This window comes from Polynucleobacter sp. Adler-ghost (genome assembly GCF_018688495.1).
Taxonomy (GTDB): Bacteria; Pseudomonadota; Gammaproteobacteria; order Burkholderiales; family Burkholderiaceae; genus Polynucleobacter.
This window is the reverse complement of the sequence record NZ_CP061320.1, coordinates 1264683-1278191: the sequence shown is the minus strand read 5'-3', so window position 1 is coordinate 1278191 and position 13509 is coordinate 1264683. Positions and strand designations below refer to the sequence as shown.

General features: G+C 45.2%; 18 protein-coding genes. 8 read left to right on the top strand and 10 right to left on the bottom strand.

What is annotated here, in order from left to right; genetic code table 11:
- Nucleotides 1-30: 30 nt before the first annotated feature.
- From ICV89_RS06700 to ICV89_RS06690, 3 genes are read left to right on the top strand one after another with little or no spacing between them, the layout of a single operon-like run.
- Nucleotides 31-546, top strand: a complete 516-nt coding sequence (locus tag ICV89_RS06700; RefSeq protein ID WP_215307602.1) for a hypothetical protein — start codon at nucleotides 31-33, stop codon at nucleotides 544-546.
- 14 nt (nucleotides 547-560) lie between these two features.
- Complete coding sequence (locus ICV89_RS06695) at nucleotides 561-1778, top strand: aminoacetone oxidase family FAD-binding enzyme (protein WP_215307601.1); 1218 nt, start codon at nucleotides 561-563, stop codon at nucleotides 1776-1778.
- Nucleotides 1779-1810: 32 nt separating this feature from the next.
- Complete coding sequence (locus tag ICV89_RS06690) at nucleotides 1811-2788, top strand: tripartite tricarboxylate transporter substrate binding protein (RefSeq protein WP_215307599.1); 978 nt, start codon at nucleotides 1811-1813, stop codon at nucleotides 2786-2788.
- Here ICV89_RS06690 and ICV89_RS06685 read toward each other — a convergent pair.
- The gene (locus tag ICV89_RS06685) at nucleotides 2785-3174 is read right to left on the bottom strand and encodes a group II truncated hemoglobin (RefSeq protein WP_215307597.1); all 390 of its coding nucleotides are present in this window, start codon (nucleotides 3172-3174) and stop codon (nucleotides 2785-2787) included. The two genes, ICV89_RS06690 and ICV89_RS06685, sit on opposite strands and share 4 nt — an antisense overlap.
- Before the next feature lie 114 nt (nucleotides 3175-3288).
- Here ICV89_RS06685 and ICV89_RS06680 point away from each other — a divergent pair, with 114 nt between their 5' ends.
- Complete coding sequence (locus ICV89_RS06680; RefSeq protein ID WP_215307595.1) at nucleotides 3289-3816, top strand: hypothetical protein; 528 nt, start codon at nucleotides 3289-3291, stop codon at nucleotides 3814-3816.
- A gap of 45 nt (nucleotides 3817-3861) precedes the next feature.
- Here the strand turns inward: ICV89_RS06680 and ICV89_RS06675 are convergent, their stop codons facing one another.
- Genes ICV89_RS06675 through ICV89_RS06665 form a run of 3 tightly spaced genes read right to left on the bottom strand, consistent with a single transcriptional unit; the run spans nucleotide 3862 to nucleotide 5985 of the window.
- Nucleotides 3862-4098: a TIGR02450 family Trp-rich protein gene (locus tag ICV89_RS06675; protein ID WP_215307594.1), complete on the bottom strand. Its 237-nt coding sequence runs from the start codon at nucleotides 4096-4098 to the stop codon at nucleotides 3862-3864.
- Nucleotides 4088-4402 carry a hypothetical protein gene (locus ICV89_RS06670; RefSeq protein WP_215307592.1) on the bottom strand — a complete coding sequence of 105 codons (315 nt, stop codon included), beginning with the start codon at nucleotides 4400-4402 and terminating at the stop codon, nucleotides 4088-4090. The genes ICV89_RS06675 and ICV89_RS06670 overlap by 11 nt, the downstream gene beginning before the upstream one ends.
- A complete protein-coding gene (locus ICV89_RS06665) occupies nucleotides 4390-5985 on the bottom strand; it encodes a rhodanese homology domain-containing protein (protein WP_215310355.1) in 1596 nt (531 codons plus the stop codon). The genes ICV89_RS06670 and ICV89_RS06665 overlap by 13 nt, the downstream gene beginning before the upstream one ends.
- Before the next feature lie 274 nt (nucleotides 5986-6259).
- Here ICV89_RS06665 and ICV89_RS06660 point away from each other — a divergent pair, with 274 nt between their 5' ends.
- Complete coding sequence (locus tag ICV89_RS06660; protein WP_173942993.1) at nucleotides 6260-6448, top strand: hypothetical protein; 189 nt, start codon at nucleotides 6260-6262, stop codon at nucleotides 6446-6448.
- Between the two features lie 57 nt (nucleotides 6449-6505).
- On the opposite strand, the gene ICV89_RS06655 is transcribed toward ICV89_RS06660, so the two are convergent.
- The gene (locus ICV89_RS06655) at nucleotides 6506-6799 is read right to left on the bottom strand and encodes a DUF1330 domain-containing protein (RefSeq protein ID WP_215307590.1); all 294 of its coding nucleotides are present in this window, start codon (nucleotides 6797-6799) and stop codon (nucleotides 6506-6508) included.
- A gap of 84 nt (nucleotides 6800-6883) precedes the next feature.
- On the opposite strand from ICV89_RS06655, the gene mmsB reads away from it, so the two are divergent.
- Nucleotides 6884-7765, top strand: coding sequence for a 3-hydroxyisobutyrate dehydrogenase (mmsB, locus tag ICV89_RS06650; protein ID WP_215307588.1), 882 nt, complete (start codon nucleotides 6884-6886; stop codon nucleotides 7763-7765).
- A gap of 39 nt (nucleotides 7766-7804) precedes the next feature.
- Here mmsB and ICV89_RS06645 read toward each other — a convergent pair whose 3' ends face one another.
- The 4 genes from ICV89_RS06645 to ICV89_RS06630 form a co-directional block, all read right to left on the bottom strand.
- Nucleotides 7805-9100, bottom strand: coding sequence for a DEAD/DEAH box helicase (locus ICV89_RS06645; RefSeq protein ID WP_215307586.1), 1296 nt, complete (start codon nucleotides 9098-9100; stop codon nucleotides 7805-7807).
- Nucleotides 9101-9207: 107 nt separating this feature from the next.
- Entirely contained in the window at nucleotides 9208-9786 is a 579-nt protein-coding gene (locus ICV89_RS06640; RefSeq protein WP_215307584.1) for a hypothetical protein, read from the bottom strand.
- 21 nt (nucleotides 9787-9807) lie between these two features.
- Nucleotides 9808-10227 (bottom strand): YbgC/FadM family acyl-CoA thioesterase, encoded by a 420-nt coding sequence (locus ICV89_RS06635; RefSeq protein ID WP_215307582.1) that lies wholly within the window; start codon nucleotides 10225-10227, stop codon nucleotides 9808-9810.
- Nucleotides 10228-10243: 16 nt separating this feature from the next.
- A complete protein-coding gene (locus ICV89_RS06630; RefSeq protein WP_251370798.1) occupies nucleotides 10244-10687 on the bottom strand; it encodes a GNAT family N-acetyltransferase in 444 nt (147 codons plus the stop codon).
- Nucleotides 10688-10851: 164 nt separating this feature from the next.
- Between ICV89_RS06630 and ICV89_RS06625 the strand changes: the two genes are divergently transcribed.
- A complete protein-coding gene (locus ICV89_RS06625; RefSeq protein WP_251370797.1) occupies nucleotides 10852-11433 on the top strand; it encodes a hypothetical protein in 582 nt (193 codons plus the stop codon).
- 99 nt (nucleotides 11434-11532) lie between these two features.
- Here ICV89_RS06625 and ICV89_RS06620 read toward each other — a convergent pair whose 3' ends face one another.
- Nucleotides 11533-12357, bottom strand: coding sequence for a substrate-binding domain-containing protein (locus tag ICV89_RS06620; protein WP_215307581.1), 825 nt, complete (start codon nucleotides 12355-12357; stop codon nucleotides 11533-11535).
- A gap of 75 nt (nucleotides 12358-12432) precedes the next feature.
- On the opposite strand from ICV89_RS06620, the gene ICV89_RS06615 reads away from it, so the two are divergent.
- Nucleotides 12433-13458: a substrate-binding domain-containing protein gene (locus ICV89_RS06615; protein ID WP_215307579.1), complete on the top strand. Its 1026-nt coding sequence runs from the start codon at nucleotides 12433-12435 to the stop codon at nucleotides 13456-13458.
- Nucleotides 13459-13509 lie beyond the last annotated feature (51 nt).

Genomic DNA, 13509 nt, shown 5'->3' with positions numbered 1-13509 from the left:
TAAGACCTGTAAAATAGCCCCCTAAAGATCATGTCCATTACCAATACAGTTACCCTTACTTCCGAGCTAGATTTAGCGGCCTACTTGTTTGGCATCGCTATGCTCCTCATTGTGATGCTGGTACATGGATTTGCTTTGCTCCAAATTGCAAAGCGCTATGAAGTGAAGTCATTTTTATATTTGTCAGAGCATAAGTACTCTTCCGTGGCTCTCGTGTTTTATATCAGTGTGCTGTGTTTATTTCTGACCCATATCTTTGAGATCATTCTCTGGGGAATCTCACTTCGAGTTTTTAATCTTCTGCCAAATTTGGGTGAGAGCATCTTATTTAGTGGCAGCACCTATACTGCTATGGGTTTTATGGATGATCTTCTGCCGAGTGGCTGGAAGATGCTGGCAATCATCATTGCCTTTTCAGGGATGTTTGCTTTTGCTTGGACTGCATCAGTCATGATCTCTATGACAAAAAATTTCCGTCAAGCCTATACCCGTTTACATATGCAAAAGCTTAAGCTACCGACTGAAGTCATTGAGCGTTTTAAGTAAGGCATGAGTAAAACATGAGTAAGGCATGGGATGCCATTGTTGTTGGCGGTGGAGCTGCTGGACTCTTTTGTGCTGGTGTTGCCGGTCAGCTGGGTAAGCGGGTCTTGGTACTTGACCATACTGATGTCTTGTGCGAGAAAATTCGGATTAGTGGTGGTGGTAGATGCAACTTCACCAACCTGCATAGCAGCCCAGCAAACTTCCTATCCCTAAACCCCCATTTTGTAAAAAGTGCTCTAGCGCGTTATCCCGCAAAGGAATTTATAAAGCTAGTGCAGTCTTACCGCATTGCCTATCACGAGAAACATCAAGGTCAGTTATTTTGCGATGAGTCAGCAAAGCAAATTATCGAGATGTTGCTTGCTGAATGCGCTAAAGGTCATGTTGATATTCGCCATCCAGTCTCAGTGCAGTCAGTCTCGAATATGGCGGGGGAGTGGCTTGTTAAAACCAATGCTGGTGAAGAACGATCTAGATCATTGGTAATGGCAACAGGTGGTTTACCGGTCCCTGCAATTGGCGCAACGGCATATTCCTTAGATATCGCAAAGCAATTCGGATTGAAGATTGTTGATCCGCGTCCCGCACTGGTGCCGCTCTCATTCACGTCTGGTGAATTTGATAACCTCATTGAATTATCTGGTCTAAGTCTACCGGTGCGTATTGCGGCAGGCTCCAAGGGAAAGCGTTATGGAGCATGTCGCTTTAACGAGGATCTGCTCTTAACGCACAAAGGCCTCTCCGGACCTGCAGTTCTACAGGCTAGTAGCTATTGGGCCGAAGGTGAGGAAATTCACGTTGATTGGTTAGGCGCAGTAGAGGCTCATGGTCAATTTAGTTGTGATGAATTATTCAATCACGAGGATAACCGCCTTAAGTTATCAGAAAATATCTTAGCTTCAGTAATGCCACTGCGCCTAGCAAAAGCATTTGCTGAGCAGAAAAACCTTCTAGGTAAAAAATGGGCAGAGGTTTCTAAAAAGGATCGTCATTCACTCAAAGAGCTCATTACCAATTGGTCGGTAAAGCCAGCTGGAACGCTGGGTTGGAAAAAAGCTGAGGTGATGTTGGGTGGTGTCGATACCAAAGAGCTTGATGGTCAAACAATGATGGCCCGCAATCATCCGGGCTTGTATTTCATAGGTGAGTGTGTCGATGTCACGGGACATCTTGGGGGCCATAACTTCCAGTGGGCTTGGGCTAGCGGCTTTGCTTGTGCTAACTCTCTTTAGACTAATGTAGCTTTAATTCATTTTTCTCAATCATGTACAAACTATTCCATAAAGCAGTCATCCTCTTCATAAGCTTATTGGCTTTCTGGTTCTCTCTTGGCGCCCAAGCTGCATTCCCAGATAAGCCAATCAAAGTCATTATTGGTTTTCCAGCGGGTGGACCGCTTGATGCGCACATGCGCTTGCTGGTTGAAAAGCTACAAGCCATCTTAGGCCAACCCGTGATCGTAGATTACAAAGCGGGGGCGGGTGGTACGGTAGGAGCGCAATTTGTGGCTCAATCTCCCGCTGATGGATACACCTTGCTATTGGCTAATACCGGTACGATGGTAATTAATCCTGCGGTTTACACCAAAACTTCTTATGAGACTTTAAAAGAATTTCAACCGATAGCAAGGACGGCACAACAGCCCTTAGCCTTGATAGTGAACAAGGATGTGCCAGCGCAAACGCTAAAAGAATTTATAGCCTATGCCAAAGCCAATCCCGGTAAATTAAATTATGGCTCGGCTGGTAATGGCGGCATTTCCCATCTGGTCCCGGAAATGTTAAAAAATGAAACCGGTATTTTTATGGTGCATATTCCATTTAAGGGCAGCGCTCCAGCCTTCACCGATCTTATAGCGGGACATGTGCAGTTTATGGCAGAGTCAGTTCCTCAAGCAGCTAACTATGCCAAGTTAGGGAAGGTGAGGGCGCTCGCCGTAACAAGCGCAAAGAGAAACCCGGCACTAGCAAATACACCAACAGTGATCGAAACGGGTATTGCAAACTTAGAGGTTGTTGGCTTTTATGGAGTCTTAGCACCTAAAGGGACTCCAGCAGAAGTGGTTAATAAACTGAGCCAGGCTTTTAAGGAGACACTTGAGTCTGCCGATATTCAAAAAAGGATGCTTGAGCAAGGCGCCGATCCAGCTTATCTGAGCGCAGATCAATTTACTAAATTTCTAGCAGCGGAGATGCCGCGCTGGGCTAAAGCCGTAAAGCAAGCTGGAGCTAAGCTAGACTAATTAGCCTGGTTTCTCATCCAGTCAGCAGTATTAAAAAAAGATTCTTCTAGCTGTGCGCCAATTTGACTATCAATTCCGCAGTCTTCCATCGCGCGATACATGCAAGCTAGCCATTGGTTGCGTTCTTTGAGGCCAATCTTGAAGGGTAGATGCCTGGCACGTAGCATTGGATGACCATGCTTGGGGGAGTAGATATCTGGACCTCCTAGCCAGCCTGATAAAAAGAGTTTGAGCTTTTCTCGGGAGCTCGATAGGTCTTGGGGATGAATGGCTCTCAATACTTCGAAGGGTTCTTCTAGTGCCATTAAATCGTAGAAGCGATCCACCAGTTCCTCAATCTTCGCTGCACCACCAATCATCTCATATGGGTTTTTTCTCTCGCTCATACCTTAATTTTAATGCTAAGACAGTAGGGAATTGGCAAGAATCTGATTTGGGTATAGAGTAGAAGTGTGCTTTTTAATTGATCAGAATGTTTATTTAACTCAAGGAGAGATGCAATGGACAACAAGGATATTCAAGCATGGCAACAAGAAAAGGCGAAGGAGCTATTTGCCTATTCCCATAAATTATTGGATGCCGCCAAAGATCTCAGTGCCCACCACCTTGAAGAGATTCAGTGGGGGATGAAAAATGCGATGGAGAGCGCAAAGTCTGCCGCCAAAAATGATCTTGCTAAGCTCAAAGAGCTTCAGGATCTGGCTACCAAGGAAGCCGCAAAACGCGCGACTGTTTATCAAAAGAAAGTGAAATCTGTTCTTAAGGACATTGGGGATGATGCGGCTGATGGAACTGAAAAGCATTTAGAGAAAGTTCGTAGTTCTTTGGTGACTTGGCTGGAGGATGTTGAAGGCAAAATACCAGGACATGCTGACAAGTTATCTAAGGTGGTTCATGACATGTCAACTGCTGGGCAGAAGATGTTTAAAGAGGGTCGTAAAATTGTGAATCAAGTTGCTGATGCAGCCGAGAAAAATATCGATGAGCATCTGAGAAAATCTTCGGATTCAAAGAAGACCTCTAAATAGCCAGACACTACGCAGGATTGGCAGCCACCCAGATGGGTGGCTTTTTTATACCCAGCCCTGAAGCCAGATCTCAGCATCTTTTAGTTCACGCCAGGGAATGATCCGAATGTGTTGATCAAAGACGGCCTCTAGCTCCACAAACTCAATCGCCTGCTCAGCCAACTCCGGAAGAATGACCTTACTCACTAAAAAGTGCTTACGCTTATGTAAGGGTTTCACAGCCGTCCATTTAGTTAGCAGTAGCTTTTTGGGGCTGAGGAGATTTTGTTCTTTAGAGTTCATTGCACTGAAATTCATTGGTGTTACTGACGAGTTTGCCCGAACTCGTAGTAAAGATATTGCTAGAGTCCTGAATTTGAGCGGGACATTTCAGATCAAAATAACTGAATGGACCCAGGCTGCCACAATAGTCGTATTGACGATCCTGAAACTGCATCTGTGCTTTTTTAAGAATCAGAGAAGATTTGGTTCCAGTGCTATCTGTACACGACCAGGTAGTGTAAGTTTCTCGCCCACAAGCTGAGAGCCCTAAGGCCAATATCAAGAGGGCGATTGTTTTATAGATCACTTTTATCAAAGTACCCAAAAGTGATGGGTTCCATCCTTGCCAAGCTGTTCTACTAAACCAAATTCCCAATCTAGGTAGGCCTGCATCGCTGCGGGATCAACGCTGGTCCCTTCATATGGTCGCTTGTAGCGATCCATTGGGGGTGATGCTAAATGAGTCGCCCCTTTTTCAATATCAAGGCCAGCCTTGACCCAGGCAGCATTACCTCCAGTCAATACAAGTACTTCCGCCTGAGCGAGAGATTGAATGAGCGCTTGAATTTCTTGTGCAGCAAATACGGCTAAATCACCCGTAGTGCTGGTGAGTACATAGCGATTTCCTGCAGGAAGATTCTTCAAGGCGCTCACAAATTGGGAGCGTAGAGCAAACCAACTACCAGGGATATGGCCTTTGACATAGTTTGCATGGGTGCTCAGATCGATGAAAATTGTCTTGGCGTCACTCTTTAACCATGATGAAGCGGTATTCACATCCACCATTTGAATCTGAGGTGTTTGCGGCTGAGGTGCAATCCAAGCCCCTTTCTCAGTCAGATCACTTGCTTTGATGTCATCAATTACATAAACATCCCAAGCCATCTGTGCGAGCCATGAAGCTGGCATATTTGCTCTCACGCTAGCGGGATCAGATAACACAATGCGCGCACCGCGAACGGGCGCTACCATTTCTGTTTCTTGGACCAATTGCCCGCCTGGCGTTGATCTAAATCCAGGCAGGTGGCCTGCTTCATATTCTTCAGGCGTTCTTGGATCAAAAAAATACGTGGTGCGTTCAGCCTGAGACTTCCATTGCTCGATATCGGCGAGCTTAACTCGCTTCACCCCAGCCTGATCGGCAACGTTCCGTGCACGCTCAGCAGCCTTGGCAGCAGTACTCTCGCTAACCTCTTTGAATTTACGACTTTGACCTTTATCTAGTTCCTGACCGGCTAAGGTCCAACCAATCGTCCCATTGCGTAATGCATTCACTTCATTTGGGATACCGGCATTGATGAGTGATTGTGTACCGATGATGCTACGCGTTCTTCCTGCGCAATTGACGATGATCTTGGTCTTAGGATTTGGTGCCAATTCTGGCAGGCGCAAAACCAACTCGGCACCAGGGACGCTTATGCCCGTAGGAATGCTCATGGTTTGATATTCATCAAAGCGACGTACATCCACCACCACCACATCTTCCTTATCATCAATTAACTTCTTTACTTCTTGTGCTGACAGGGAAGGCGTGTGTCGTTTGGATTCCACAAATTCGCCGAAAGATTTGCTAGGAACATTCACATCTTTAAACACCTCTCCGCCAGCAGCCTTCCATTCTGTAACGCCGCCTTTAAACACTGAAACATCTAAATAGCCAAGCTTGGAGAGTCTTTCCGCTGCTAATTGCGCTAGCCCCTCGCCATCATCTAGCGTGACAATTGGTACATCTTTTCTGGGGAGCTTACTGAATGCATCAAGCTCAATACGTGATAGTGGAAGGTTGGCAGCAAATAGAGGATGTTCTTGTGCATGAGGATCTTCTTCGCGAACATCTAGTAGTGCAATCTCCTCTTTTTTAAGGAGCTTATTGCGTACAAATGCATAGTCTTGATTTTTGATGGACATCATTCTTTTCTGTATTGGTTGGGGTGGTTAATTTAGGTATTCATCTAAGGAAATCTTCAATTTTCACGCACGATATCGGACTAAAAGCCTTCCGAAAGCGTCGGCTTGCCTATTTAAGACGTTAGGCCGTAAATAGGGCATTTTTCATATTTTGGTGGATTTGGGCAATATAAGAGTTATCCCTAGGGCTAGACCTGTAATTCCCTGCTTTTTATGGGGATATACTATTTCCGAGCTTAGTACTCAAACTTTTATTAAAGATCTAGGAGACAGGATGTCACAACACGATACATTGTTGGCTGCATTTGAAACTTACAAAGCAGAAAACGAAAAGTTTATTGAAAAGGGTGTCAAGGCATCCGCTGCTCGTGCTCGTAAAGCTTTGCAAGAAATTGCTGGTGCATGCAAAGAGCGTCGTAAGGAAATTACTGCTGCCAAAGAGGCTATGGAAGCTAAGAAGTAACTCTTCTGATTCCAAACTGAATTCAGCCTGGCCCCCACAAGGAGCCGGGCTTTATTTTTATAGGCTGACAGAAAATAAAGTGAGCTTCATTGCTTTACTGCGAATCGCTAGTAAGTTTTGATACTCAGGGCTATTCGCCCAGGATTCAGAGTGTTCTAGATCTGGGAACTCTAGCTCTACAACGGCGTTAAAGGAATCACATTTCAGTTCATTCCATAAAAATGTACTGAACGATCCACGAGAGAGGATCTTGCCCTGATAGAGGCTCACGGTATCTCCTACTTGCGACCGGTACTCCTCAAATGCCTCAAGATCATTTAGCTGAATAAGGCCAATTACCTTAATAGTCATTTCATTCCCCAATAATTGATCAAGCTAGTTTATTAGCAAGCTATAGTGAGATGTTAGAACTTTACTATTGCATACGGGGCGTATATGAAAGTCGCATTCTTAGGTTTGGGCAATATGGGTCTTCCGATGGCCCTCAATTTAGTTACAGCAGGTCACCAGGTTCGGGGATTTGATCTGGTTCAGGCTCAGCTGGATGCCTTTAAGGCTGGTGGAGGAGTTCCTGCGTCCAGTGCATCCGACGCTATTCCTGATGCAGATGTCATTATTAGCATGCTGCCGGCCTCACGACATGTCGAGGCTTTGTACTTGGGCGATTCTGGCTTGCTTGCCGTGGCCAATCCCAAGACCTTATTAATCGACTGCTCCACGATTTCTCCCAAGGTATCGCAGGCGGTGGCTGCTCAAGCAAAAGCCAAGGGCTTTGCCATGATTGATGCGCCCGTATCCGGAGGAACAGCCGGTGCACAGGCTGCGACCTTAACCTTTATGGTGGGTGGGGACGGCAATGATGTTGATCGAGCTCGACCATTGCTAGAGAAGATGGGTAAGAATATCTTTCATGCAGGTCCAAGCGGCAGTGGTCAAACCGTGAAGGTCTGCAATAACATGCTCTTGGGCATCCAGATGCTCGGTACGAGCGAGGCATTGCGCCTAGGTATCGCTAATGGCATGAACCCGAAGGTACTCTCCGACATCATGTCTAAGAGCTCTGGGCGTAACTGGGTATTAGAGCTCTACAACCCTTGTCCTGGAGTAATGGAAAACGTGCCATCCTCAAAGGGCTATGTGGGTGGCTTTGGCGTAGATCTGATGTTAAAAGATTTAGGCTTAGCCACTGAGAACGCAAGTGATTTGGATGCGAGCGTTCCACTCGGCGACTTATCCCGCAGACTCTACGAGGCCCACAGTCAAGCCGGTAATGGACAGCTCGATTTTTCTAGCGTATTTAATCTAAAGTTAGATTGAGAGCGAGCTCTTCAATGCAGCCCGTTTCAAACCCGATGTCTATCGATTAAAGCTGCGTTTGGGTGGGTTACTACGCTTAGCTGCAGGCCTGGCTCCGCCGTTACCACTACTGTTACCACCGCCAGCATTGCCTGCCCGAGGCTTTCTGGATTGTTGGTGCTGTTGGCTTCTCAATTGGATTGGTTGTGCTACGGCATTCGGATCTGGTTCAAATCCAGCAATGACTTCTTGCGGCAGCTTTTGCTTGATGAGTTTTTCAATATCTCGGAGCATCTGATGTTCGTCAACGCAGACTAAAGAAACGGCAACTCCGTTTGAGCCAGCTCTACCAGTCCTACCAATGCGGTGAACATAATCCTCAGAGACGTTTGGCAGATCGTAGTTCACAACGTGAGGTAGTTGATCAATGTCGATACCACGCGCAGCAATATCAGTAGCTACTAGAACAGTGATTTTGCCATCCTTAAATTCTGCCAAAGCTTTGGTACGAGCACTTTGGCTCTTATTACCATGAATAGCCATGGCGGTAATGCCATCTTTCTCAAGTTGGGTAACTAATTTATTGGCGCCATGTTTTGTGCGAGTAAATACGAGGATCTGCTGCCACTGATTTGATTTAATCAGATGCGCTAACAGAGGATGTTTTTGGTTTCTATCTACTGGGTGGATGAGCTGGGCAATAGCATCATTTGTGCTATTGCTTCGCGCCACCTCAATTAATGCTGGTGAATTTAACAAGCCATCTGCTAAGGCTTTAATCTCGGTAGAGAAGGTCGCTGAAAACAGTAAGTTCTGTCGTTGCTTTGGCAATACTGCCAGGATCTTTTTAATATCTCGCAAGAAGCCCATATCCAACATACGATCTGCTTCATCAAGCACCAGAATTTCTATGTTGGCAAGTGAGACACAGTTCTGTGACATGAGGTCAAGCAGGCGACCTGGAGTTGCAACCAGGATATCGAGTCCTGCGGCAATGGCTTTAATTTGGGGATTAGCGCCGACCCCACCAAAAATAACAGTCGATTTAAGGCCCGTATATTTGCCGTAGGTAACAACGGATTCTTGAACCTGAGCAGCGAGTTCACGGGTGGGAGTCAAAATCAATACGCGTAATTGGCGCTTGCCAACAGCCTTAGCTGTACTGCTTAAACGCTGAAGAATCGGCAGTGTAAAGCCGGCAGTTTTACCGGTGCCGGTTTGAGCTGCTGCTAGTAAATCTCCACCCTTTAATACTGCAGGGATTGATTTTTCTTGAATGGGGGTAGGGCTGGTATAACCTTCCTCGTTAATCGCGCGAAGAATGGGTTCTGATAAACCAAGATCTGTAAATAACATAGGAGCCAAATAAATATTGGCCCGTATTCAATTAAACGACTATCCCGGCCAATGGGGTGAGCTGCCACACTTGCAGTGTTTGCAGAAAGAGTTACTATTTTAAGCTATCAGGCCGCATTCCAAAGATTTGGTGTTACAGAATTGGCATATCCCGAGATAAATAATTTTTCTGAACCTGTAATCGGGTCAAACACAGCTCGTTCGATGCGGCCAATATTTCCACCATAAACATGGATGCTGATGGAAGTTTGGTCGCTCAAGGCGTTTTCAACTACATGGATGTCATGTGTATCGGGGGAGACAGTGACTACTTGACCTGGCTCGCAAATAAAAGCCCCATCAGCTTGATAGCTGCCATCAGACTGGCGGTAATAGTTGGCACTACGTTCTTGCCCGCGTAACTGACCAATCATTCCCCAGACGGTATGGTTATGCAGTGGCGTCTTTTGACCAGGACCCCACACAAAACTCACTACTGAAAAGCGATCCAACGGGTCTGCATATAGCAAGTATTGCTGGTAATACTGTGGATGTGGTTTGCAAAACTCCTCTGGCAACCAATCATCAAAAGCAATTAAGTTTTCTAAGAGTTTTTTACCCTTGGAAAAAATGATCTCTTCACTGGGATTAGTTTCCAGCAAGCTTGCGAGACCCTTCACAAAGCTCAGTAATTTTCCTTCTTGCATATATATCCCTAAATGGAAGTCTTATTGATCGGCCGCAAATAGCCAATCAGGAAGTCCCTTAGGCTTAAGGGTGGTGGTATCAACACAAACAATATGAAGAACAGCGCTGGCAATCAGCTCGGGCTCGCTACCCGCAACAATTCGTTTAGCAGTTTGTTTTACTGCAATTTGAGTGCGACCACGATGCTCAATGATTTGATCAATACTGAACAGATCATCCAAACGTCCTGGCCTATGAAAGTTCATGGTGATTTCTCGAACTGGAAGAAGAATGCCAAACTCATTCACCAATTTTGTTGGGCTTAAACCTCTTTGCTGAAGCCATTCTGAGCGACTACGCTCAAAGATCTCTAGATAGCGGGCGTGATACACAAAGCCTGCGGCATCGGTATCGGAGTAGCAAACGCGAAAAAGGAAAGGTGGATGATTGGTCTGAGTCATGATCATTTCAATACTGTTAGATACGTAGAATCATATCGCGATGTGGGATGCCTGCTTCGTCATACACATCACCTTGGGTAATAAATCCAAATTGCTGATAAAACGGGATTACTTTTACTTGGGCATGCAGCTCTATTTGCTTAATACCCTGAGATTGACATGCTTTTAGTAAAGCCCCTAGTAGTTGTTTACCAATGCCGTGCCCTCGATGCTTTGGCAGTACCGCCATACGTCCAATTCTTCCAATGCCCCCAAATAGAGTCACTAAGCGAGCAGTACCTATACATTCTGAGTCTGCATAGGCAAGAGCATGCAGGGCATTGAGATCGAATTCATCTATCTCCATCTCTGCTGGAACACCTTGCTCCTCGATGAAGACGCGCTTTCGAATGGAGTAAGCATCTAGCTCGGCATCCTGCCAGGTTTTAATCAGGATCACCATAGCCATAACCAGTGCCATAACAATAGCGATCTGTTATTGAAAGTAGAGGGGGTAAATAACTCATCGAGGCTCCTAATTTAGCAAATTGCACTCATTTAAGGTTTAAATGTGAGCTCTAAGGTTAGAATAAATCGGAGGCTTTGCTTAGCATTGCCCCTTAAAACCTTTATTTAGGAGTTATTTTGAAGAAATCTTTACTAGCTACATTAGTTGCCTCACTCGGTTTAGTTGTTGCAGGCTCAGTATTTGCTCAAGCCCCTGCAAAAATGTTGCCTTTGGCAGCCGAAGCAGTTGTATTAACTGCTACTGTTGATTCAGTCGACGTAAAGAAGCGCATCGTAGTGCTAAAAGACGCTAACGGTAACTTGGCTCAAATGAATGTATCTAAGCAGGTCAATGATTTGGATAAAGTGAAGAAGGGCGATCTGTTTGTAGTTGAACATGCTCAAGCGATTGCAGTTGGTTTGGTTGCAGCCCCTAAGGATGCTAAGCCTGGCGTTTCAGGTGTCCGTGCAGTTGTCATCTCTGGCAAAGGTTCAGCTAAGCCATTTGAAGAGACTACTGATACTGTTTATGCAACCGTCAAAATTAGCACAATCGATGCAAAAACCCGTGTCGTGACTTTCACATTGCCATCAGGCGAGAAGCAAAAAGTGAAAGTGGATCAAAGCGTTTTAGGTCTTGAGAAATTCAAGGCTGGTGATGACGTGATGGTTGAGTTTGTTGACGACACAGCAATTGGTTTCGTAACACCAAAGAAGTAAGTATTTAATATTGAATTAGCATTCCTAAATGCTGAATGAGTTAAGACACAGGGCCCGCATCGCGGGCCCTGTGTCTTAACTGAAACAATTTATTTGACTCTACTGTTTTTTGGCATTCGGGAAGAAGAGTTGTTCGCCACCAATTTGATAGCTGGCAATCACGTCTTGACCATTTTTGGAAGTAATCCAATCAATGAATTCTTGGCCTTCAGCTTTTTTCACATGCGAGAACTTAGCTGGGTTGACTAACATCACGCCATATTGATTAAATAGCTTTGGGTCACCTTGAACCAAGATTGTCAAATCACCACGGTTCTTAAATGAAAGCCAAGTAGCGCGGTCAGCCAAGATGTAGCCATTCATTGCTGAAGCGGTATTTAATGCTGGACCCATGCCTGAGCCAGTTTCTTTATACCAAGCGCTTGGAGCCACTGTGACAGCGGCATCTTTCCAGTAACGCAATTCAGCAGCGTGTGTACCGCTCTTGTCGCCACGGGATACAAAAGGTGCCTGTGCTGTAGCGATTTTTTGAAATGCGACTTTGATATCCTTGCCACCGCCAATTTTGGCTGGATCTGACTTAGGTCCAATCAAGACAAAGTCGTTGTACATAACTTCAATACGCTTTGTGGCAAAGCCCTCAGCAACAAACTTTTCTTCGGCAGGTTTGTCATGAACAAACACGACATCTGCATCGCCACGGCGTCCAATGTCTAGGGCTTGACCAGTTCCAACAGCAACTACCTTGACTTCAATTCCACTCTTCATTTTGAAGATCGGCAGGATGAAGCCAAAAAGACCAGACTGCTCTGTGGAGGTGGTGGAAGAAAGGATAATGCTTTTCTCTTGTGCGTAAGCTGAGCTACCTACAAGCATCAGTGCAGCAATGGCGCTTGCCATTAATCGGTTAAATGAGAATGTCATTTGAATTGAGCTCCATCAGTTAGGTTCGGTTAAGATTTGTCATATTACAAAACATCAATATGCAAAAAATTACATATGAGAATTCAGATTCGACCAACCCTAGTTTTTGGAAGTAAGAATGCAAAAGATCCCGCTGTAGTGGATTTGGTGTGGTTGACTGCCTTATTAAAGGATATTGATCACGGCAAAACACTGATGTCTGCCTGTAAAAAAATGGGGCTTTCCTATAGAAATGTTTGGCAAAAGCTCAATGAGGTGGAAATGGCACTGGGCTTTAAATTAATTGATCGAGTGAGGGGGCATGGCTCTCAGTTATCGGAATACGCAAGATACTTGATTCAATTTACCGAAGACTTTGATCAAAAGACGATGCGATTGGGGCAATCTAGTCTCGCGCATCTAGAAGAGGGGTTTGCTCAATTCAGAGTGAAGGCCAAAAAACAATTACGCCTTGCTAGCAGTAGTGACCCGATTATTCAAAAAGCAGTATTCAATTTTGATGGTATTGAACTCATTACTGCTGGATCGGGTGAGGCTTTGGAACGTCTACTGAATTATGAAGTCGATATTGCTGGCTTCCATGTTTCCGATGCGCAGAGCTCTCTGATCATTTCTAGGAGACTGCAAAAAGAGGGCATGAAAATATTCCCTGTGATGAAGCGTGTGCAGGGCCTATTAGTAGCCAAGGGAAATCCTCTCAATATCATTTCAGCCAAAGATTTGCTAAGACCCAAAGTGCGCTTTATTAATCGTCAGAAAGGATCTGGTACGCGCTTGCTCTTAGATACCATTTTATCTAAAGAGGGTATTGATGCACATGGTATTAAGGGCTACGAAACTGAAGAGTTCACTCACTCCGCAATTGCTACGGCAATATTGGCTAAAAAGGCAGACGTAGGTATGGGTGTTAAAAGTATTGCCTTAGAAAATGGTCTGGATTTTATTCAGCTTAAAGACGAGATCTTCTTTCTGGCGATGAATGAGGATCTGAGTGTCAATGGCGATCTTGCAAAACTCATTCGGAAAATTCGTGCTCTCTCTAGCGCTAGTCCAGGCTATAAGTCGATTGGGTTAAACCGGCAGATTGCAGGCTGGCTTTAAGTAGCGCGAGCCCAAAAGAGTGCACCATCTGAAAATGAGATAAATTATGAG

What these genes read in the sequence shown, in the direction of transcription:
- ICV89_RS06635 (WP_215307582.1), bottom strand. Translation starts at nt 10,227, where the DNA reads ATGACTCAGACCAATCATCCACCTTTCCTTTTTCGCGTTTGCTACTCC.
- ICV89_RS06700 (WP_215307602.1), top strand. Translation starts at nt 31, where the DNA reads ATGTCCATTACCAATACAGTTACCCTTACTTCCGAGCTAGATTTAGCG.
- ICV89_RS06620 (WP_215307581.1), bottom strand. Translation starts at nt 12,357, where the DNA reads ATGACATTCTCATTTAACCGATTAATGGCAAGCGCCATTGCTGCACTG.
- ICV89_RS06685 (WP_215307597.1), bottom strand. Translation starts at nt 3,174, where the DNA reads ATGAGCGAGAGAAAAAACCCATATGAGATGATTGGTGGTGCAGCGAAG.
- ICV89_RS06665 (WP_215310355.1), bottom strand. Translation starts at nt 5,985, where the DNA reads ATGTCCATCAAAAATCAAGACTATGCATTTGTACGCAATAAGCTCCTT.
- ICV89_RS06675 (WP_215307594.1), bottom strand. Translation starts at nt 4,098, where the DNA reads ATGAACTCTAAAGAACAAAATCTCCTCAGCCCCAAAAAGCTACTGCTA.
- ICV89_RS06690 (WP_215307599.1), top strand. Translation starts at nt 1,811, where the DNA reads ATGTACAAACTATTCCATAAAGCAGTCATCCTCTTCATAAGCTTATTG.
- ICV89_RS06630 (WP_251370798.1), bottom strand. Translation starts at nt 10,687, where the DNA reads ATGGCACTGGTTATGGCTATGGTGATCCTGATTAAAACCTGGCAGGAT.
- ICV89_RS06640 (WP_215307584.1), bottom strand. Translation starts at nt 9,786, where the DNA reads ATGCAAGAAGGAAAATTACTGAGCTTTGTGAAGGGTCTCGCAAGCTTG.
- ICV89_RS06695 (WP_215307601.1), top strand. Translation starts at nt 561, where the DNA reads ATGAGTAAGGCATGGGATGCCATTGTTGTTGGCGGTGGAGCTGCTGGA.
- ICV89_RS06660 (WP_173942993.1), top strand. Translation starts at nt 6,260, where the DNA reads ATGTCACAACACGATACATTGTTGGCTGCATTTGAAACTTACAAAGCA.
- ICV89_RS06655 (WP_215307590.1), bottom strand. Translation starts at nt 6,799, where the DNA reads ATGACTATTAAGGTAATTGGCCTTATTCAGCTAAATGATCTTGAGGCA.
- ICV89_RS06645 (WP_215307586.1), bottom strand. Translation starts at nt 9,100, where the DNA reads ATGTTATTTACAGATCTTGGTTTATCAGAACCCATTCTTCGCGCGATT.
- mmsB (WP_215307588.1), top strand. Translation starts at nt 6,884, where the DNA reads ATGAAAGTCGCATTCTTAGGTTTGGGCAATATGGGTCTTCCGATGGCC.
- ICV89_RS06680 (WP_215307595.1), top strand. Translation starts at nt 3,289, where the DNA reads ATGGACAACAAGGATATTCAAGCATGGCAACAAGAAAAGGCGAAGGAG.
- ICV89_RS06615 (WP_215307579.1), top strand. Translation starts at nt 12,433, where the DNA reads ATGAGAATTCAGATTCGACCAACCCTAGTTTTTGGAAGTAAGAATGCA.